The sequence below is a fragment of the Nostocoides veronense genome, from assembly GCF_039531185.1.
Lineage (GTDB): Bacteria > Actinomycetota > Actinomycetes > Actinomycetales > Dermatophilaceae > Nostocoides_A > Nostocoides_A veronense.
This window is the reverse complement of record NZ_BAAAPO010000003.1, coordinates 30,081-47,754: the sequence shown is the minus strand read 5'-3', so window position 1 is coordinate 47,754 and position 17,674 is coordinate 30,081. Positions and strand designations below refer to the sequence as shown.

19 protein-coding genes are annotated in these 17,674 nt (G+C 67.7%); 3 read left to right on the top strand and 16 right to left on the bottom strand.

The features are described from left to right. Positions 1-557: 557 nt before the first annotated feature. From ABD225_RS00890 to pdxT, 10 genes are all read right to left on the bottom strand, one after another. Positions 558-2,882 carry a RelA/SpoT family protein gene (locus tag ABD225_RS00890; protein ID WP_344079900.1) on the bottom strand — a complete coding sequence of 775 codons (2,325 nt, stop codon included), beginning with the start codon at positions 2,880-2,882 and terminating at the stop codon, positions 558-560. Positions 2,883-2,907: 25 nt separating this feature from the next. Continuing rightward, positions 2,908-3,432, bottom strand: coding sequence for an adenine phosphoribosyltransferase (locus ABD225_RS00885; RefSeq protein ID WP_344079897.1), 525 nt, complete (start codon positions 3,430-3,432; stop codon positions 2,908-2,910). Continuing rightward, a complete protein-coding gene (secF, locus tag ABD225_RS00880; RefSeq protein WP_344079894.1) occupies positions 3,432-4,628 on the bottom strand; it encodes a protein translocase subunit SecF in 1,197 nt (398 codons plus the stop codon). Before secF ends, ABD225_RS00885 begins: the two co-directional genes overlap by 1 nt. Continuing rightward, positions 4,625-6,469, bottom strand: a complete 1,845-nt coding sequence (secD, locus tag ABD225_RS00875; protein ID WP_344079891.1) for a protein translocase subunit SecD — start codon at positions 6,467-6,469, stop codon at positions 4,625-4,627. Before secD ends, secF begins: the two co-directional genes overlap by 4 nt. Positions 6,470-6,507: 38 nt before the next feature. Further along, positions 6,508-6,840: a preprotein translocase subunit YajC gene (gene yajC, locus ABD225_RS00870; protein ID WP_344079888.1), complete on the bottom strand. Its 333-nt coding sequence runs from the start codon at positions 6,838-6,840 to the stop codon at positions 6,508-6,510. A gap of 147 nt (positions 6,841-6,987) precedes the next feature. After that, a complete protein-coding gene (gene ruvB, locus ABD225_RS00865) occupies positions 6,988-8,103 on the bottom strand; it encodes a Holliday junction branch migration DNA helicase RuvB (RefSeq protein WP_344079885.1) in 1,116 nt (371 codons plus the stop codon). Further along, positions 8,100-8,705: a Holliday junction branch migration protein RuvA gene (gene ruvA, locus ABD225_RS00860; RefSeq protein ID WP_344079882.1), complete on the bottom strand. Its 606-nt coding sequence runs from the start codon at positions 8,703-8,705 to the stop codon at positions 8,100-8,102. Before ruvA ends, ruvB begins: the two co-directional genes overlap by 4 nt. After that, positions 8,702-9,220 carry a crossover junction endodeoxyribonuclease RuvC gene (gene ruvC, locus ABD225_RS00855; RefSeq protein WP_344079879.1) on the bottom strand — a complete coding sequence of 173 codons (519 nt, stop codon included), beginning with the start codon at positions 9,218-9,220 and terminating at the stop codon, positions 8,702-8,704. Before ruvC ends, ruvA begins: the two co-directional genes overlap by 4 nt. Positions 9,221-9,446: 226 nt before the next feature. Beyond that, entirely contained in the window at positions 9,447-10,205 is a 759-nt protein-coding gene (locus ABD225_RS00850; protein WP_344079876.1) for a YebC/PmpR family DNA-binding transcriptional regulator, read from the bottom strand. A gap of 45 nt (positions 10,206-10,250) precedes the next feature. Continuing rightward, on the bottom strand, positions 10,251-10,853 hold the full coding sequence (gene pdxT / locus ABD225_RS00845) for a pyridoxal 5'-phosphate synthase glutaminase subunit PdxT (RefSeq protein ID WP_344079873.1): 603 nt from the start codon (positions 10,851-10,853) through the stop codon (positions 10,251-10,253). Positions 10,854-10,906: 53 nt separating this feature from the next. Here pdxT and ABD225_RS00840 point away from each other — a divergent pair, with 53 nt between their 5' ends. Beyond that, positions 10,907-11,404 (top strand): GNAT family N-acetyltransferase, encoded by a 498-nt coding sequence (locus ABD225_RS00840; protein ID WP_344079870.1) that lies wholly within the window; start codon positions 10,907-10,909, stop codon positions 11,402-11,404. Between the two features lie 82 nt (positions 11,405-11,486). Here ABD225_RS00840 and pdxS read toward each other — a convergent pair whose 3' ends face one another. From pdxS to pgsA, 5 genes are all read right to left on the bottom strand, one after another. Then, a complete protein-coding gene (gene pdxS, locus ABD225_RS00835; protein ID WP_344079867.1) occupies positions 11,487-12,386 on the bottom strand; it encodes a pyridoxal 5'-phosphate synthase lyase subunit PdxS in 900 nt (299 codons plus the stop codon). A gap of 76 nt (positions 12,387-12,462) precedes the next feature. Then, positions 12,463-13,038: a hypothetical protein gene (locus tag ABD225_RS00830; protein ID WP_344079864.1), complete on the bottom strand. Its 576-nt coding sequence runs from the start codon at positions 13,036-13,038 to the stop codon at positions 12,463-12,465. Further along, complete coding sequence (locus ABD225_RS00825; protein WP_344079861.1) at positions 13,029-14,159, bottom strand: glycosyltransferase family 4 protein; 1,131 nt, start codon at positions 14,157-14,159, stop codon at positions 13,029-13,031. Before ABD225_RS00825 ends, ABD225_RS00830 begins: the two co-directional genes overlap by 10 nt. Then, positions 14,159-15,118 carry a phosphatidylinositol mannoside acyltransferase gene (locus tag ABD225_RS00820; RefSeq protein WP_344079858.1) on the bottom strand — a complete coding sequence of 320 codons (960 nt, stop codon included), beginning with the start codon at positions 15,116-15,118 and terminating at the stop codon, positions 14,159-14,161. The genes ABD225_RS00825 and ABD225_RS00820 overlap by 1 nt, the downstream gene beginning before the upstream one ends. Next, the gene (gene pgsA / locus ABD225_RS00815; RefSeq protein ID WP_344079855.1) at positions 15,115-15,729 is read right to left on the bottom strand and encodes a phosphatidylinositol phosphate synthase; all 615 of its coding nucleotides are present in this window, start codon (positions 15,727-15,729) and stop codon (positions 15,115-15,117) included. Before pgsA ends, ABD225_RS00820 begins: the two co-directional genes overlap by 4 nt. 85 nt (positions 15,730-15,814) lie before the next feature. Here pgsA and ABD225_RS00810 point away from each other — a divergent pair, with 85 nt between their 5' ends. Together ABD225_RS00810 and ABD225_RS00805 are read left to right on the top strand one after the other, a co-directional pair. After that, a complete protein-coding gene (locus ABD225_RS00810; RefSeq protein WP_344079852.1) occupies positions 15,815-16,297 on the top strand; it encodes a hypothetical protein in 483 nt (160 codons plus the stop codon). Further along, positions 16,294-17,172 (top strand): hypothetical protein, encoded by an 879-nt coding sequence (locus tag ABD225_RS00805; RefSeq protein ID WP_344079850.1) that lies wholly within the window; start codon positions 16,294-16,296, stop codon positions 17,170-17,172. Before ABD225_RS00810 ends, ABD225_RS00805 begins: the two co-directional genes overlap by 4 nt. On the opposite strand, the gene ABD225_RS00800 is transcribed toward ABD225_RS00805, so the two are convergent. After that, entirely contained in the window at positions 17,072-17,671 is a 600-nt protein-coding gene (locus ABD225_RS00800) for an HIT family protein (RefSeq protein WP_344079847.1), read from the bottom strand. The genes ABD225_RS00805 and ABD225_RS00800 overlap by 101 nt on opposite strands. Positions 17,672-17,674: the final 3 nt, after the last annotated feature.

Below are 17,674 nucleotides of genomic sequence, written 5' to 3'. Positions count from 1 at the left end.
AAAGCACCCGGCCCGGTGGTCGCCCGAGCTGACCAGGCGAACCGACGCCTCAATGGTCGCTGGGCAGCATTCGAGGCACGGAAGAAGAAGCGCACCACCGCGGTCGTCGCGGTCGCCCGAGAACTCGCCGGACACGCCTGGGCGTTGGCCGTCATGGACTAACCTCCGCCACGAGTTTCGTTCTCGCCCAACCCGATCCGGAACCCGGTAGCGCCGGGAGCACCCCACGATTCTGCTCTGAGCAGCCCCCGCGGCCACGCTCGCTCCTAGACCCGTGGCAAGGCACCCTTCGAAGCACCGTCCTGCGGTAACCAACCCGCGCATATCAGACTGACAGCGCCGTCGACAGACACGCCGACCCCCGGACCAAGCCCGAGAACGAATAGAGCGCCGCCGAGCAGCCAGCCCGGCGGCGCTCACCCCTGCCCCTTGACAAACACACCCCCCATATCAGCAGACGTTAGTTGAATCCGCAGACCTTGCAAGATGGCGGATTTGACTAACCTCTGCTAGCAGAAGTTAGTCAACCCCCTGGACCACACGCGCAATATGCCCGATCAGGCGAAGTCGGGGGTGGGGGCAGCGCCGCCGCGGGTGACGTCAAAGACGCCCTGGACATTGCGCACCGCGTTCAGGACGTGCTCGAGGTGGGCGGGGTCGCCCATTTCGAACATGAAGGTGGAGTAGGCCACCCGCTTCTTGGTCGTATGCACCTGGGCGCCAAGGATGTTCACGGAGTTGTCCGACAGCACCCGGGTGATATCGGCAAGCAGGTGGTTGCGATCCAGCGCCTCGACGACGATCTGAACGAGGAAGACCGAACCCGCGCGTGGCGCCCACTCGACATCGACCAGGCGGTCCGGGTGCGCGCGCAGGCTCCCGGCATTGGTGCAGTCGGTGCGGTGCACCGCGATGCCATCGCCGCGGGTGATGAAGCCCAGGATCGCGTCGCCCGGCACGGGGGTGCAGCAGCGCTTGAGCCGCACGACGATATCGCTGGAATCCATCCCGTTGACGCGCACTCCGGGGTCGTCGGAGCGGGCGCGCATTTGCCGATTCGGGTTTTGAACCTCCGCTGTGTCCTCGGAGACGCCCTCGACCCCACCGAAGGCGGCGGTCAGACGGGCGACGACGTGCTGGGCCGAGACGTGGTTCTCCCCCACCGCGGCATAGAGCGCGTGGATATCGGTGTAGCGGAGGTCCGTGGCGACGCCGGTCATGGACTCGGCGGTCATCATCCGCTGGAGTGGCAGGTGCTGGCGGCGCAGGGCTTTGGCGATGGCGTCCTTGCCTCGATCGATCGCCTCGTCGCGCCGTGACTTGGAGTACCACTGCTTGATCTTGCTCTTCGCGCGCGGGCTGCGGACGAAGGTCAGCCAGTCGCGCGACGGCCCGGCGCCCTCGGCCTTGGTCGTCAAGACCTCGACGACATCACCATTTTCGAGCACCGATTCCAAAGGCACCAGGCGTCCCGCGACGCGAGCCCCCACCGTGCGGTGCCCGACCTCGGTGTGCACGGCATACGCGAAATCCACCGGGGTGGACCCGGCGGGCAAGGACAGGACATCGCCCTTCGGGGTGAAGACATAGACCTCGCGGGTGTTGATCTGGAAGCGCAGCGAGTCGAGGAATTCATCGGGATCGGCGGTCTCGCGTTGCCAGTCCATGACCTGCTTCAGCCACGACATATCCCCGAGCGGACCGGTATCGCTGGTCGCCAATTCGTGGCGGCCGGTGGACTTGTTCTCCTTGTACTTCCAGTGCGCCGCGACGCCATATTCGGCCCGCCGGTGCATATCCCAGGTGCGGATCTGCACCTCCACGGGTCGGCCGGCCGGGCCGATCACGGTCGTATGAAGCGACTGGTACATATTGAACTTCGGCATCGCGATGTAGTCCTTGAAGCGCCCGCTCAGCGGCTTCCACCGCGCGTGCAGGGCGCCCAGGGCGGCATAACAATCGCGCGAGGTGTCGACCAGCACCCGCAGGGCCACCAGGTCGTGGATATCGTCGAAGGTCCGCCCGCCGGCCATCATCTTCTGGTAGACGCTGTAGTAGTGCTTCGGTCGCCCCGTGACCGTCGCCTTGACCCGCGCTTCGGACAGGTCAGCCTTGATCTCCTTCTTGACGCTCTCGAGGTACTCGCTGCGCTCATCGGCGCTGCTGGCCACCTGCCGCTTGATCTCGTCGTAGATCTTCGGATAGAGCGTCTTGAACGACAGATCCTCCAATTCCCACTTGATCGTGTTCATGCCGAGCCGGTGCGCCAGCGGAGCATAGATGTCGAGGGTTTCGGTGGCCTTGCGTTCGGCGGACGCGGCCGGGACGTACTGCCAGGTGCGTGCATTGTGCAGGCGGTCGGCGAGCTTGATGACGAGCACCCGGATGTCGCCGGCCATGGCGATGACCATTTTGCGCAGCGTCTCGGAGACCGCCGCATCACCGAACTTGACCTTGTCGAGCTTGGTCACCCCGTCGACCATGCCGGCGACTTCCGCGCCGAACTGCCGCTCGATCTCGGCGAGGGGGTAGTCGGTGTCCTCGACCACATCGTGCAGCAGGGCGGCAGCGAGCGTGTCGGGCGGCATACCCAGCCCCGCGAGGATCGAGGCGACGGCCAGCGGGTGGGTGATGTAGGGCTCGCCCGACTTGCGCTTCTGCTCCCGGTGGGCCAGCTCGGCGACCTCATAGGCCCGCTCGATGATCCCCAGGTCGGCCCGCGGATGGTTCGCGCGCACGAGCGCGAAGAGCGGTTCCAGCGTGGGGTTGGTTGTCGAGGTGCGAGGCCGGCTGAGCCGCTCCAGGCGGATCCGCGCCCGGCTGCGTGCGGTGGGACTCGGCGCGGGGGTGTGCGCGGTGCGAGTAGTGACGCCCTCTTCCATGAACAGAGGGTAGTCGGTACTTTTCTCAGGCCGACGCCAGGGCCTCCACGACGCGACCGGTCAACCGGTCCCTTCCGCCAAGCGCCACGAGTTCGAGAACCACGAGAAATTCGGCGACCACCCCGCCGACCTGCTCAATCAGCTCGCACGCCGCCTCCGCGGTCCCGCCCGTCGCCAGCACATCGTCGACGACGACAACCCGCTCCCCCGGCGTCAACGCATCGGCCTGCACCGCCAGGGTTGCCTGGCCATACTCCAGGTCGTATGACCGTTCGATGGTCGCCCCGGGCAGCTTGCCAGCCTTGCGCACCGGCACGAACCCCACGCCGAGCGCCAGCGCCAGGGCGCCGCCGAAGATGAAGCCGCGGGCGTCGATTCCGACGACCTTGTCGATGCTGCCTGTATGCCGGCCGCGCCAGTGCTCGATGACGGCGCCGAAGGCTTCCGGGTCGCCCACGAGCGGGCCGATGTCCTTGAACAGGATCCCCGGGCTCGGGAAGTCGGGGACGTCACGAATAGTGGCCGCGACGACCTCCTGAACGGTGCTCATCAGCGCTTGGACTTCGGCTGCTTGCGGGGCTGGTTGCGGGGACCGGACTGCGCATACTTGTGCACCGCGCGACCGGTCACCGTCCCGCCCGTCTCCGGGACCGAGTCCTCAAGCGCCGAGGCGGGGTCGCCGCCGATCGGGCGCGCGGTCGGGGTCGGGGGCGCCGCCGCCGAACCCCGGCCGGCCGGGGCCGCTGCCGCCACCGTCGCTTTGGCCACCTTGTCCTGCACCCGGGCGGCGTGCTTGTCGAGCGCGACGACCGCCTCTTCCTTGGCCCGCAGGCTGACGAGCAGCGGGGTGGCGATGAAGATCGAGGAGTAGGCACCGACCGCCATACCGATGAACAACGCCAGGGAAAGGTCGAGCAGGGTGCCCGGGCCGAGGCGCGTGAAGGCGACCGCGAGCACGGCAGCGATCGGCAGCAGCGCGACGACCGTGGTGTTGATGGATCGCACGACGGTCTGGTTGACACCGAGGTTCGCGGCAGCGGCGAAGGTGGAGCGCTTGTTGGCGAAGGCCTCTTGGGTGTTCTCGCGGACCTTGTCGAAGACGACGACCGTGTCATAGAGCGAGTAGCCGAGGACCGTCAAGAAGCCGATCATCGTCGCCGGCGAGATCTCCAGGCCGGTCAAGGAGTAGAAGCCGACCGTGAAGACCAAGTCATGCGCGAGCGCGACGAGCGCGGCAACCGCCATCTTCCAGGTACGGAAGTAGAGCGCCATGACGAGCATCGTCAGGATGAGGAAGACGACGAGCGCCCGCAACGCCTGCTTGCTGACGGACTCACCCCACGATGGCCCGATGAAGGAGGCACTGACCTTGTCGGCATTGGTGTCAAAGGCCTTCGCGAGCGCGTCCCGCACGTCGCTGACCTGCGCATCGTTAAGCTTCTCGGTCTGGACGCGAACGGTATCGCTGCCGAGCCGACTGACCTTGGCCGTCTGTCCGGCGTCAGTGCTGCGGACGGCGTCCTGCGCTGTGCTTTCGTAGTTGTCCGGGATGCTCACCTGCGAGACCCGGAACTCCGAGCCGCCGGTGAACTCAATGCCGAGGTTCAGGCCGCGCAAACCCATGCCGGCAAGAGCGATCAGCAGGGCGACGAGGGAGATGGCATACCAGGTGCGCCTCTTGCCGACGAAGTCGATCGAGCGCTTTCCGGTGTAGAGGTCGTTGCCGAAATCGGAGAACTTGCTCATGCCCGGCTCCCTTCGGTCGTGCTGGCCGTATGCCGCCCGCTCGCCCCCCGCGTTGCCGCACCGGTGGGTGCGGGGCCGGCGAAGCGGCCGCGACCGACATACCTCGGCTTGGCGCCGAGGCGATCCGGGTCGACGCCGGACCACGGGTGGCCCTCGGCGAAGAAGCGCCGGCGGGCCAGCAAGGTGACGACCGGATGGGTGAAGAAGTAGACGACGATGATGTCGATGAGCGTGGTCAGGCCAAGGGTGAAGGCGAAGCCGCGGACGCTCGAACTCGCGAGCAGGTAGAGCACGAGGGCGCCAAGGAAGTTCACGCCATCGGCGACCAGGATGGTGCGCCGGGCCCGCCGCCAGCCGACATCGACGGCGGTGCGCAGGGTGCGGCCTTCACGCAATTCGTCACGGATGCGCTCGAAGTAGACGATGAAGGAGTCGGCCGTGACACCAATCGCGACGATCAGACCCGTCACGCCGGCCATGTCCAGGCGGTAGTTCTGCGCCCAGCCAAGGATGGTGATCACCAGATAGGTGATCAGGGCCGCCATGACGATCGATCCGACCGTGACCAGGCCGAGAGCGCGATATTGCAACAGGGAGTAGCCGACGACGAGCAGCAGACCGATCAGGCCGGCGAACAGGCCGAGGCGCAATTGCTCTTCGCCGAGCGTCGGGCTGATCTGGCTGCGGGTCTGCAGGTCGAAGGAGATCGGCAGAGCGCCGAACTTCAGCTGCTTGGCGAGGTCCTGCGCCTCCTGGAAGCCGAAGCCACCAGTGATGGAGGCCTGACCATTGGGAATGGCGGAGTTGAAGGAGGGCGCAATGAGAACCTGGCTGTCGAGGGTCGAGGCGAGCCGGTTGCGCGGCGACGGCAGGTTGAGCATCTCGATCGAGAGGTCGCCATAGGTCTTGGCGGCCTTGGAGTCGAAAGTCAGCTGGATCTCGACGGTATTCGTCGGCTGCCCTGTCGGGCCGAGCTGATAGCCCGCGACGGCATTGGTGATATCCGAGCCACCAACGGCGACCGGACCGAGGATGTACTTCTCGGTGCCATCGGTGCTGCACGTGACCAGCGGCTTTGCGGGGTCATCGACGATTCCGGCGGTTGCCTCCGGATCGCCGCAGTTCAACGCGGCCAGGGCTGACATGAGTTCCGGCGTGACCCAGTTCTGGTCCGTCGTGCTGGTCGGCTTCGCCGTCGGCGTGGCGGGGCTCTCAGTGCCAGAGCCGGAAGTGGAGGTGCTTCCCGAGGTGCTGGACTCCGACGAGGTGGCGGATGTCGAGCTCTCGGACCCCGACGTGCTGGTCGCGGCCGCCCGGCGCTGCGACGACGAAGAGGTGTCCGAGGCCGACGATGTCGACGCACTGGAACTGCCCGAGGTGCTGGAGGAGCCCGTCGAGCCGTCGCTGGTGCTGGAGGAGCCCGTCGAGCCGTCGCTGGTGCTGGACGAGGACGGCGTGCCCGCGGTCGGGGTCGGCACGGGCGTCGTGGGCTCCGCCACGAGCACGGGACGGAACTGCAGGGCCGACGAGCGCCGGAGGTTCTCCTCCTGCTGGCGCGTTGGGTTCTCCGGGATCGAGACGACGATATTGTCCGCGCCCTGCGTGGTGACCTCGGACCCCGACACACCCTGCGAGTCCACGCGCTCGGCGATGATGTCGCGGGCCTGCGCCACCTGCTCGCTCGAGACCGTCTGGTCCCCCACGAGCCGCGGCTTGAGGATCAGTTGCGTGCCACCCTGCAGGTCCAGACCCAGCTTCGGCGCGAATTGCGCATCACTGCGCCAGTGGGCGCCGCCGAGCACCGCGCCCAGCGCGACGATGAGCAGGATGAACCCGATCAAGGTCCGCTTCTCAACATCGGGTCGAGACGTGCGCGCCATCAGTTCTCCACCCCGTCGGCCGGGCTGACCGCGTCCGGCGCGTCCGGGGCCTTGGCGCCGATCGCGCGCCGATCAAAGCGCAACTGCACTCCGGGGGCGACCTGCAACACGACCTTCTCGCCCTCGAAAGCGGCGATCCGCCCGAACAGGCCCGAGGTCATCACGACCTCATCGCCAACCTGCAAGGCTTGCTGCATGGTCTGCACGGTGCGCATCCGGCGCCGCTGATTGGTCACCATCCAAAAGAGCAAGAGCAATGGCAGCAGCAAGAGCAGCAGATTGGCCATCGGTATGCCATTGGACGCGGTGGCGGTAGCCAGGCCCGAGTGCATGGAGAGTCCTTATGTGGGCGTGCAAGATGAGCGGGCCCGAGCGGGGGCCACGGGGGAGTCTACGACTCGCCCTCGCCGCATGCCCAAACGTCCGCCCTGCTCGGCGCGTTCCTCCGCCGCTTCCAGCCAGCGCGACATGGGCTCGCACTACGCAAATCGACCGGGGCCAGAATCGTCCAGGGGAAGGGTCTGTTGTGCTGGCGGTATGCCCGTCCCCGCGGGCGCCGTCAGCCCCAGGTGCGACCACGCGAGCGGGCTCGCGGCCCGGCCGCGGGGGGTGCGGATGATGAAGCCTTGACGCACCAGATAAGGCTCGGCGACCGTCTCGACGGTGTCGCTCTCCTCCCCCACCGCGACGGCGAGGGTGGCGATGCCGACTGGCCCCCCGGCATACCGCCGGCACAGGGCATCGAGGACGGCTCGGTCCAGCCGGTCTAGTCCGAGTTCGTCGACATCGAAGAGTTCCAGCGCTGCCTGCGTGGCGGCCACATCGACCCGCCCCGAGCCGTGCACCTGGGCCCAGTCGCGCACTCGCCGCAGGAGGCGGTTGGCGATGCGTGGGGTGCCGCGGGAGCGGCCGGCGATGACCTCAATCGCGGCGGCGTCCGCGTCGACCTTCAGCAGTCCGGCCGAGCGGGCGAGGATCAGCGCGAGGTCCTCGGGGGCATAGAAGTCGAGGTGACCGGTGAAGCCGAAGCGGTCGCGCAAGGGCGCGGGCAGCAACCCGGATCGCGTGGTCGCGCCGACGACCGTGAACGGCGGCAACTCCAGGGGTATGGCGGTGGCGCCGGCCCCCTTGCCGACGATGACATCGACTCGGAAGTCCTCCATCGCGAGATAGAGCATTTCCTCGGCGGCTCGCGCCATCCGGTGGATCTCGTCGAGGAAAAGCACCTCGCCCTCGTCGAGGGAGGAGAGCACGGCGGCGAGGTCGCCGGCGTGCTGGATCGCCGGGCCGCTGGTCACGCGGATGGGGCGCTCCAATTCGGCGGCGACGATCATGGCCAGAGTGGTCTTTCCTAGGCCGGGTGGACCCGAGAGCAGGATGTGGTCGGGCGCGGCGCCGCGCCCCTTGGCCGCCTGCAGGACGAGGTCGAGCTGATCGCGCACTCGCGTCTGGCCGGGGAAGTCCGCCAGCCGCTTAGGGCGCAGCGCCGCCTCGACCTGCTGTTCGTCGGCCTCGCCCCTTGCGTCGAGGACCCGGCTGGACTCGAAGTCCCCGCTGTCCCCTTCGCGCACTTCGCTGGCATACCCCTTGCTCATCGGCGCAATTCTCGCAGGGCCAGGCGCAGGTATGCCGCGATCTCGCCCTCCGCGGGCGGCTCGGCAGCGGCGACCTTGTCCACAGCGCCCTCGGCCTGCTTGGCGTTCCAGCCCAGACCGACGAGGGCCTCGGTGACGGGCTCACGCCAGTCGCCAGCCGCGGGGCGCGGCGAGGTGGCAGCGGGCGCGGTGGCCCCGGGGAGCCGTCCGACCTTGTCGCGCAGCTCCAGGACGAGGCGCTCCGCGGATTTGGCGCCGATGCCGGGGATCTTGGTCAGCGAGCGGGTGTCGCCGGAGGCGAGAGCCGTGCGCAGTTCTTCGGGACCCATGACGGCCAGCATCGCCAGGGCCAACCGCGGGCCGACGCCGGAGACCGATTGCAGGGTCTCGAACATTTCGCGCTCAGCGGGCGTGTCGAAGCCGAAGATCGTCAGGCTGTCCTCGCGGACCACAAGGCTGGTGGCGAGCGCGGCCTCGGTTCCGGCACGGGCGGCGGCGGCCGTGGCGGGCGTGGTGTGGACGAGCAGACCGACCCCGCCGACGCGCAGGATTAGGCGGTCGAGGCCGACATACTCGATGCTCCCGGTAAGGCTGGCGATCATCGGCGACCTCCGTGAGTGGCGGCTGCGGCGGTATAGCGCGCCTGGGTGCTGCCTCGCCAGGTATGGCAAATGGCGAGGGCTAGGGCGTCTGCCGCATCGGCCGGCCGAGGACGTTCGGTGAGTTTGAGGATGCGGGTGACCATGGCCGTAACCTGCGCTTTGCCGGCGCGGCCATCGCCGGTGACGGCGGCCTTGACCTCGGTGGGGGTGTGGAAGGCGACCGGAATGCCCTTCTTAGCAGCCAGCAGCAGCGCAATCGCGGTCGCGTGCGCCGTGGTCATGACGGACGCGACATTGACATCGGCGAAAACGCGCTCGATGGCGATGACCTCGGGCTCGAAGCGCTCGATCCAGGCAAGCAATTCCTGCTCGAGATAGACCAGCCGCTCCCCCGGGTCCCCATCGCTCGGGGTCCGCACGACGCCGACGGCGACCATGCTGGCCCGACCGGGTTGGCCGTCGACCACTCCTAGACCGCAGCGGGTCAGCCCGGGGTCGACGCCGAGGACGCGCATACCGACCTCCTTCCCGTCGCTGACTCGTGCGAACAGATGTTCGGGAGACAGGCTACCCAGCCTCGACGGCAACGGCCGACACGCCACGCGGGCCGAACGGCGGCCGCAGGGACTCGGTCGCCCGTCACCTAAGTAGTGCTAGCACTACTTAGGTGACTGTGCACAGGTTGCAACCTTTGGACAGTCACCTATCTGGTGCTAGCACACGTTACAAACGCCCCCGGGGTCAGTCTTCTTCTTCGAGCTCGGCGAGGACGTCGTCGGGGATATCGCCATTGGCGAAGACGTTCTGGACGTCGTCGGAGTCTTCGAGCGCTTCGACGACGCGGATCATCTTTTTGGCGCCATCGAGGTCGAGCGGGACCTGGAGGTTGGGCACGAAGGACGCCTCAGCGGAGTCGTAGTCGATGCCGGCCTCCTGCAAGGCGCTGCGGACGGCAATGACATCGGTGGCCTCGGAGACGATCTCCCAGGTGTCGCCATTGTCATTGACTTCTTCGGCACCGGCATCGAGCACGACCTCGAGGATGTCGTCCTCGGACTTCGCGCCCTTGGGGACAATGACAACGCCCTTACGGTTGAAGATATAGGCGACCGAGCCGGGGTCGGCCAGGTTGCCGCCATTGCGGGTCAGCGCCGTGCGCACCTCGGCCGCCGCGCGGTTGCGGTTGTCGGTCAGGCACTCGATGAGGAGGGCGACACCACCGGGGGCGTACCCCTCATACATGATCGTCTGCCAGTCGGAACCGCCGGCTTCGGCGCCGGAGCCGCGCTTGACCGCGCGGTCGATATTGTCGTTGGGGACCGATGACTTCTTGGCCTTATAGATCGCATCCCACAGCGTGGGATTGCCTTCGGGGTCGCCGCCACCCTGCTTCGCCGCGACCTCGATGTTCTTGATCAGCTTGGCGAAGAGCTTGCCGCGCTTGGCATCCTTGGCGGCCTTCTGGTGCTTGGTGGTGGCCCATTTGGAGTGGCCGGACATGCGTGGTCCTCATTCGTCGGCGGTGTTCGGGGCTGGCGAATGATCCTACGCGGAGCGCACCATCGCGACGAAATAGCTGTGCACGCGATGGTCGCCGGTCACCTCGGGGTGGAAGGAGGTGGCGAGCAGGTTGCCCTGTCGCACCGCGACGACGCGGCCGGCCGCCGGGCCCGACTCGACCCGCGCGAGAACCCGGACCGCGGCACCCGTCTCCTCCACCCACGGAGCCCGGATAAAGACTGCGCGCATCGGCTCGGGGCCGAGCTCGCGGATATGCAGATCCGCCTCGAAGGAGTCGACCTGGCGCCCAAAAGCATTGCGGCGCACCGTGATATCCAGACCACCAAGCGTCTGCTGGTCATCGCGACCGTCGGCGATTCGGTCCGCAAGCATGATCATCCCCGCGCAGGAGCCGTATGCCGGGAGCCCACCGGTGAGGCGCGCCCGCAGCGGCTCGTGCAGCCCGAAGGTGCGGACGAGTTTGTCCATCACCGTCGACTCGCCCCCGGGGATAACGAGCCCGTCAATCCCCTCAATCTCTTCGGGCCGCCGAACCCGGACGCCAGTCGCCCCGGCCGCCTCCAGCGCGACGAGGTGTTCGCGCACATCGCCCTGCACGGCGAGCACCCCGATCGTCGGCGTGGTCATATCGCTCCTCGTCTTTCGCCGTCTTGGCAGCATCTGCGGCGAACGCTGGGATCATGACGCACGTGGACCCCATCGTGCGACCGGCCACGACCGACGACGCCCCAGCCCTGGCGGAACTCTTCTGGCAGATCCGGCAGGAGTGCGTGCCCCAGATCCCGATGATCGTCCACCCCCGCGACACCGTCGAGCCTTTCCTGCGCGGCCAGATCGAGACGGCGACGACCTGGGTCGCCCAGGTGGGCGGTGACCTGATCGGCTTTCTCGTCCTCAGCGAGCCCGACCACCTCGACCACCTGTATCTGCGTCGCGAGCACACCGGTTCCGGTCTGGGGTCGTGCCTGCTGGAACTGGCCAAGGACACCCTGCCCGGCGGACTGCAGCTGTGGGCCTTCCAGGCCAATGTCTCGGCCATCCGGTTCTATGAACGGCATGGCTTCACGCAGGTCGCCTGGACCGATGGTGACAACGATGAAGGCGCACCGGATGTGCTCATGGTGTGGTCCGGCAGCTCGCCGGGACCGCGCCTGGCGGGCAGGACGGCATCAGGCTGACCCGGACTGGTGTAGCAGCCGGACGAATTCGGCGGCGCCGGCAGCCTCATCTTCAACGCCCCCTCCAGCGCGCCGACGAGAATTACCAGCCGCGCTCGGCCAGCCGATGCGGCTGCGCGATCTCCTCGACATTGATGCCGACCATCGCCTCGCCGAGCCCACGGGAGACCTTGGCGATCACATCGGGGTCGTCAAAGAAGGTCGTCGCCTTGACGATCGCCTCCGCCCGCTGAGCGGGATTCCCGGACTTGAAGATGCCCGAGCCGACGAAGACGCCCTCGGCGCCCAGTTGCATCATCATCGCGGCATCCGCGGGAGTAGCGATGCCCCCCGCCGTGAAGAGCACGACCGGCAGCTTGCCCGCCTGCGCGACCTCACGCACCAGCTCATAGGGCGCCTGCAACTCCTTGGCCGCGACGAAGAGTTCGTCCTCGGGCAGGTTCTGCAGGCGGCGGATTTCCTGGCGGATCTGGCGCATATGCGTCGTGGCATTCGAGACATCACCGGTGCCGGCCTCGCCCTTGGAGCGGATCATCGCCGCCCCCTCGGTGATCCGGCGCAGTGCCTCTCCCAGATTCGTTGCGCCGCAGACGAATGGCACCGTGAAGGCCCACTTGTCGATGTGGTTGGCGTAGTCGGCCGGAGTCAGCACCTCGGACTCATCGATGTAGTCGACACCGAGCGCTTGCAGCACCTGCGCCTCGACGAAGTGACCGATCCGGGCCTTGGCCATCACCGGGATCGAGACCGCCGCGATGATGCCGTCGATCATGTCGGGGTCGCTCATGCGCGACACGCCGCCCTGCGCACGAATGTCCGCCGGCACCCGCTCCAGCGCCATGACGGCCACCGCGCCAGCGTCCTCGGCGATTTTGGCCTGATCGGGGGTGACGACATCCATGATGACCCCGCCCTTGAGCATCTCGGCCATGCCGCGCTTGACCCGCGCGGTGCCGGTGGAGGGGGTGGTGATTTCGGACATGGTGCCTCGCTTGCCAGTTCAGGGGGTATGCCGCGTGGGCGGCCGTCCGCAGTCTACGTCCCGCGCGCGAGCGGGCTCAGCGGTCTCCCGGCACCGCGTCGTCGAAGTCGACCGGTTCGGGAAGTTCGGCGTGGCCGGCGAGCCGGAACCAGCGCACCACGCGCTTGCCCCGGACCCGGCGGACATCACGGACCGCCTGGTTGTGGAAGTTCCGGGCGAACTGCACTCGGCGTCCGGCGGCGATCAGTCGCTCGAGTTCCTCGGCGGCCGGGCCTTCGTCGGAGGCAATCTGCGCGACAACCCCTGGCGTCAACGTGGCGCGGATCGTTTCGGTCAGGTCGGATTCAACATCCTCCCGACCACCGAAGTGCTGTCCGTCGAGGAGATCGTCGGGCAGAGCGTGCTCGGTCTCGCGCTCCAAAGCATCGGAGGCCGCCGTGGCCAACAGCAGGGCGGAGGCCGGATCGAGGACCCCGCTATTGGCCAGTTCCAGACTCGATTCGGCGCGCCGGACCAAGTTGGCATCCAGGGCCGACAACGCCCCTTCGACCTTGGCGTGCAGCCGGTCGAGCCGGGCCGCGCTATAGGAGAGATACCACGCCGCGCCAAGGGCGAGCGCCACCGCGAGAATGACCCAACTGATCAGTTCCATGCGCGACTCCGAAGTCCGGGCGGGGTGACGGTGTCATAGACGGCGAGGATGTCATTCGCCACGATCGACCAGTCGAAGTCTCGCGCGCGGACACTCGCCGCCGCCGCGAGCGCAACGCGCAGCCCGTCGTTGTCGAGGAGACGCAGTATCTCGGAGGCGAGGGCGCCGCTGTCCTCATTGGTGAAGGACGCGCCGGCACCTTCGCCGAGCACCCGCAGGAAGGCCGGCAAGTCGCTCGCGAGCACCGGCGCCCCGGCGGCCATCGCCTCCACGAGGATGATGCCGAAGCTCTCCCCACCGGTATTGGGGGCGACGTACAGATCGACGGAGTGCAGGAAGCGCGCCTTGTCGGCATCGCTGAGCGGACCGAGGAATTCGCTCGCGGCGGCGACCGTGGGACTCATCGCCTCGCGGGCGGCCGAGGCGTCTCCCGGACCGGCCACGACGAGGCGAGCACCCGGCATACGTCCGAGCACCTGCTCCATGGCCGCCGACAGGACGGCTAGCCCCTTGCGCGGTTCGTCGATCCGGCCGAGGAAGCCGATGGTCGGGGCTCCGGGCCGGCCGCACCAGGCGGGCTCCGGGCGGGCGCCAGCGAAGGCGGCGACATCAACGCCATTGGGGATGACGACGGCATCCCCGCCGATATGCCGGATGACGGTGCGTCGGGCGGCTTCGGAGACGGCGATGCGGCCGCTGATCTTTTCCAGCGACGGCCGGAGCAGGGGGTATGCCGCGGACATCGCCCGTGAGCGCAGCGTTGCCGTGTGGAAGGTCGCGACGATCGGCCCGTCGAAGGCCCACAAGGCCAGCACTGAGGCGCTTGGGGTCATCGGTTCGTGCAGGTGCAGAACGTCGAAGTCGCCGTCGGCGAGCCACCGGTTCACGCGCGCGGCGGTGACCGGGCCAAAGGTCAGCCGCGCCACAGAACCGTTGTAGCGCACCGGAATTGCCCGGCCACAACTGGTGAGATAGGGCGGCAGGTCGGCGTCATCATCGGCCGGCGCCAGGACCTGCGCGGCGTGCCCGTGCGCGGCCAGCCATTCGGCGAGATCACGCACATGGAATTGAACTCCGCCGGGGACATCGAAGCTGTAGGGACACACCAGCCCGACGCGCATCAGGCCCGCCCCCCCACGTCCGCGACGAAGACCCGCTGCAGCATGTGCCAGTCCTGGGTATGCCGGGTGATCGCCTCGCCGAGAACGCGAGCGCACTCTTGGGTCATCACCTGCGTCTTTTCCCGGGTCGTCCCGCTCGTGGGGGGCGCGATCTCCTCGTGAAAGGTGATGACGATTCCCCAGCCACCCCCAGCACGCTGCTCGTGGCGGATCGAGACTGGATGCAGCGCGGATCGCGTGGTCAACGCGAGAGCCGCTGGACCAGGTGCCATGCGTGCCGGATGCCCGCAGAAGTCGACGGTCAGTCCCCCACCCGTCAGGTCCCGATCGGCGAGCAGTGGCACGACAACCGGTCCGCGCGTCTCGGCGCGCAGCCGGGCGAAGCTGTCACTGTCGAGGGGGATGATCGTCATACCCAGGGAGGTCCGGAAGTTCAGGAACTCCTCGAAGACGGCCTCCGGTTTGAGGCGTTCGGCGACGGTGACGACTCGGCCGAGTTCGGCGCAGCACCACGCTCCGGCGAGGTCCCAATTGCCCATATGTGCCAGGAAGCAGACGACCGGCCGGCCCTGCGACAGCCGCTCGCGGATCGGCCCGTCGCCCTCGACACGCACGCGCGCCCGCACATCCTCGGGGCTCATCGTCGGCAGCCGGAAGGCCTCGCAGAAGTAGCGCAGGTAGGCCCGCATTCCGGCTCGCACGAGCGCGTCCAACTCGGCCGCACTCAGGTCCGGCCGGACCCTTGCATAGTTGGTGCGGAGCCGGTCCACCCCCTTGCCGCCGCGCTGCACGCTCGCGTCGGCGAGCCGGTCGAACAGGGCGTATGCCGCCCCCTCCGGCAGGGCGCGCACCCCGGCCCAGCCGAGGCGGTATCCCGCGACGCTCACTTGATCGAGCGGCATACCCGGCAGCGGCAGCTTGCGGGCGAGCGCGAGCGGCGAGGGCGGGCGCAAGATCACGAGGCGGCGGCCAGCGCCTGGACCCGCACCGCCCACATCCGTTGGATGATCGTGATCAGGCTGGCGAGAGCCAGCAACCCGAGGACGACCCCGAGCACGATCTCCGGCAATCCGAGTCCCACCAGACCGGTGGTCACGAGCACCGCGACGAGCCGATCAGCGCGCTCGGCGATGCCGACATTGGCGGTCATGCCCAGCCCTTCGGCACGGGCCTTCGCATAGGACACCACGCTGCCGAGAATGAGGCAGGCCAAGGCGAGGCCGGCCATGACCACATTGTCGCCACCACCGGCATACCAGAGCACCAGGCCACCGAAGATGGCCGCATCCCCGAGGCGGTCGAGCGTGGAGTCGAGGTAGGCACCCCACTTGCCGGAGCGGCCGGACATCCGCGCCATGACTCCGTCGATGGTGTCGGAGAAGACAAAGGCCGTGATGACGAGCGTGCCGACGAAGAACATGTGCCGGGGATAAAAGGCCAGGGCACCGAAACAGACGCCCAAGGTGCCGACGATCGTCACGACGTCGGGTGAGATGCCGAGACCGAGGAAGAGCTTGGCCACCGGCGTGAAGACCTTGGTGAAGAAGGCCCGCGCATATCGATTGAGCATGGTGGGTCTAAGGGTAGTGACTCGACGGCCCAGCACGGTGCAGGTCAGCGCTGGGGGTGACGCGCGCCGTGGCACCATACGGGGTATGCAGGAGGGGATCCACCGGCTGTCGGCGCCCGCGCTGGCCTGGCGATTGGTGGCCGGGCTCGCCGCGACGACCATGGTTGTGCTCGGCACCGCGGTGGGGAACGACCGGTGGTGGCCCTTTGCCCCGATGTCGCAGTACGCCTTCCTCGTCCACAACGACGGCGTCATCAATTCCCCCTTTATGCAGGCTCGCACCACTGAGGGCGACATCGTCGGGGTGGCCTTGAGCGGGACCGGCGTCGGCCTAGAGCGCTCGGAGATGGAGGGCCAACTGCCGGCTTTCGTCCGCGATCCGTCGCTGATGCAGGCGCTGGCGATCCTGCACGCCCGGCGCGCCCCGGATCAGCCGCGCTATACCGCGATCTTCCTGCGCAACCGGCAAACCTCGCTCGATGGCCAGCGCACGCAGAAGATCATCGATATCGCCACGTGGATCGTGGAGAACCCGCAGAATCCGCAGGATTGGTCGGGCCGCACATGAGCGCGCTGCGCACCTTCTTCGCTCCGCCGGTTTCGCTCGCGCGGATCGCCTGGCTGCGCTTGGTGATCTATCTGTATGTCGTCTTCGACGTCCTCGTCGTGGTGCGTGACCCGATCGCGCACGGCCAGGTCCCGGTGGAGCTGTATCACCCGGTCATCGGCCGAGAACTGCTCGGTTTTCCGCAGCCCAGCCCGGTCTATGTTCAGGTGCTTCGCGCGGTGCTGCTGGCGAGCGCGCTCATCGCTGCCACGGGCCGCCTGCCTCGCCTGGCGGGCGGCATCTGCGCGGTGGCCATGTTCGACTGGATGTCGAATGCCTTCTCGTACAGCAAGATTGACCACGATCACTACGCCCTAATGATCGCCTTGTGCGTCTTGCCGACGGTGGGCCGGGCGCGTTTCTCCGACACGGCGGTGGTGTCCGAGGCGGTCGGCTGGGTGGTGCGCACGATCCAGATGAGCGCGGTGTCGATCTACTTCCTCAGCGCCTGGGCGAAGATGCGGTTCGGGACCTGGGGGTGGGCCAATGGGGCCACCTTGATCTGGGCGCTGACCCGTCGTCCGAATGGGATCGCGCCGTGGATCGGCTCGCACCCGGCGCTGACGCACACATTGCAATGGATCATGCTCATCGCCGAGTTCCTGTCACCCCTGTTGTTGTGGGCGCGCGGGCAGGCGCTGCGCCTGGGGCTCGCCTTCTTCCTCGTCTTCCACGCGAGCACCTATTACCTCTTGCGGATCCACTTCCTGCCGCTCGTGGTGTGCTTGACGGCTTTCATGCCGATGGAGCGGATCCCGGCGTGGTGGGCCAGGCGGCGACAAGCTGGGAGCGCACATCCTCCAGCAGAGCAGGCAGCGCCTTCGTCCGCCCGATGATCGGCAAGAAGTTGGCATCCCCTCCCCAGCGCGGGACGACATGCTGGTGCAGGTGCGCGGCCACACCGGCCCCAGCGACCTCGCCCTGATTCATTCCGATATTGAAGCCATGCGGCGCGGATGCCGCGCTCAGCGCAGCAATTGCCGCCTTCGTCAGCGCCGAGAACTCCAGCGTCTCCTCGTCGGTCAGATCGATATACAAAGACACATGCCGGTAGGGGCAGATCAGGACGTGCCCGGGGTTGTAGGGGAAGAGGTTCATCACGACATAGCAGTGCTCGCCGCGATACACCACGAGCCCCTCATCATCGGCCCGCGTGGGCGCCGCGCAGAACGGACAGCCCTGACCCTCGTTCGGGTCGGGTCGCTCGCCGCGGATGTATGCAAGCCGGTGCGGCGTCCAGAGCCGTTCGAAGCCGTCCGGGCTCCCCGGCAAGTCGGCTGCGGGGCCGGTCCGGTCCGCATACGGCGAGGTGCCGGCGCCATCGCTGCTGCACATGAC

Bases quoted from the DNA above. Each gene is read 5' to 3' on its own strand.
- pdxS (WP_344079867.1), bottom strand. From the start codon at position 12,386: ATGTCCGAAATCACCACCCCCTCCACCGGCACCGCGCGGGTCAAGCGC.
- ABD225_RS00830 (WP_344079864.1), bottom strand. From the start codon at position 13,038: ATGGAACTGATCAGTTGGGTCATTCTCGCGGTGGCGCTCGCCCTTGGC.
- ABD225_RS00890 (WP_344079900.1), bottom strand. From the start codon at position 2,882: ATGGAAGAGGGCGTCACTACTCGCACCGCGCACACCCCCGCGCCGAGT.
- ABD225_RS00810 (WP_344079852.1), top strand. From the start codon at position 15,815: ATGCAGGAGGGGATCCACCGGCTGTCGGCGCCCGCGCTGGCCTGGCGA.
- ABD225_RS00805 (WP_344079850.1), top strand. From the start codon at position 16,294: ATGAGCGCGCTGCGCACCTTCTTCGCTCCGCCGGTTTCGCTCGCGCGG.
- ABD225_RS00825 (WP_344079861.1), bottom strand. From the start codon at position 14,159: ATGCGCGTCGGGCTGGTGTGTCCCTACAGCTTCGATGTCCCCGGCGGA.
- secF (WP_344079894.1), bottom strand. From the start codon at position 4,628: ATGAGCAAGTTCTCCGATTTCGGCAACGACCTCTACACCGGAAAGCGC.
- ABD225_RS00840 (WP_344079870.1), top strand. From the start codon at position 10,907: ATGACGCACGTGGACCCCATCGTGCGACCGGCCACGACCGACGACGCC.
- pdxT (WP_344079873.1), bottom strand. From the start codon at position 10,853: ATGACCACGCCGACGATCGGGGTGCTCGCCGTGCAGGGCGATGTGCGC.
- ABD225_RS00800 (WP_344079847.1), bottom strand. From the start codon at position 17,671: ATGTGCAGCAGCGATGGCGCCGGCACCTCGCCGTATGCGGACCGGACC.
- ABD225_RS00885 (WP_344079897.1), bottom strand. From the start codon at position 3,432: ATGAGCACCGTTCAGGAGGTCGTCGCGGCCACTATTCGTGACGTCCCC.
- ruvB (WP_344079885.1), bottom strand. From the start codon at position 8,103: ATGAGCAAGGGGTATGCCAGCGAAGTGCGCGAAGGGGACAGCGGGGAC.
- yajC (WP_344079888.1), bottom strand. From the start codon at position 6,840: ATGCACTCGGGCCTGGCTACCGCCACCGCGTCCAATGGCATACCGATG.
- ruvC (WP_344079879.1), bottom strand. From the start codon at position 9,220: ATGCGCGTCCTCGGCGTCGACCCCGGGCTGACCCGCTGCGGTCTAGGA.
- pgsA (WP_344079855.1), bottom strand. From the start codon at position 15,729: ATGCTCAATCGATATGCGCGGGCCTTCTTCACCAAGGTCTTCACGCCG.
- ruvA (WP_344079882.1), bottom strand. From the start codon at position 8,705: ATGATCGCCAGCCTTACCGGGAGCATCGAGTATGTCGGCCTCGACCGC.
- ABD225_RS00850 (WP_344079876.1), bottom strand. From the start codon at position 10,205: ATGTCCGGCCACTCCAAATGGGCCACCACCAAGCACCAGAAGGCCGCC.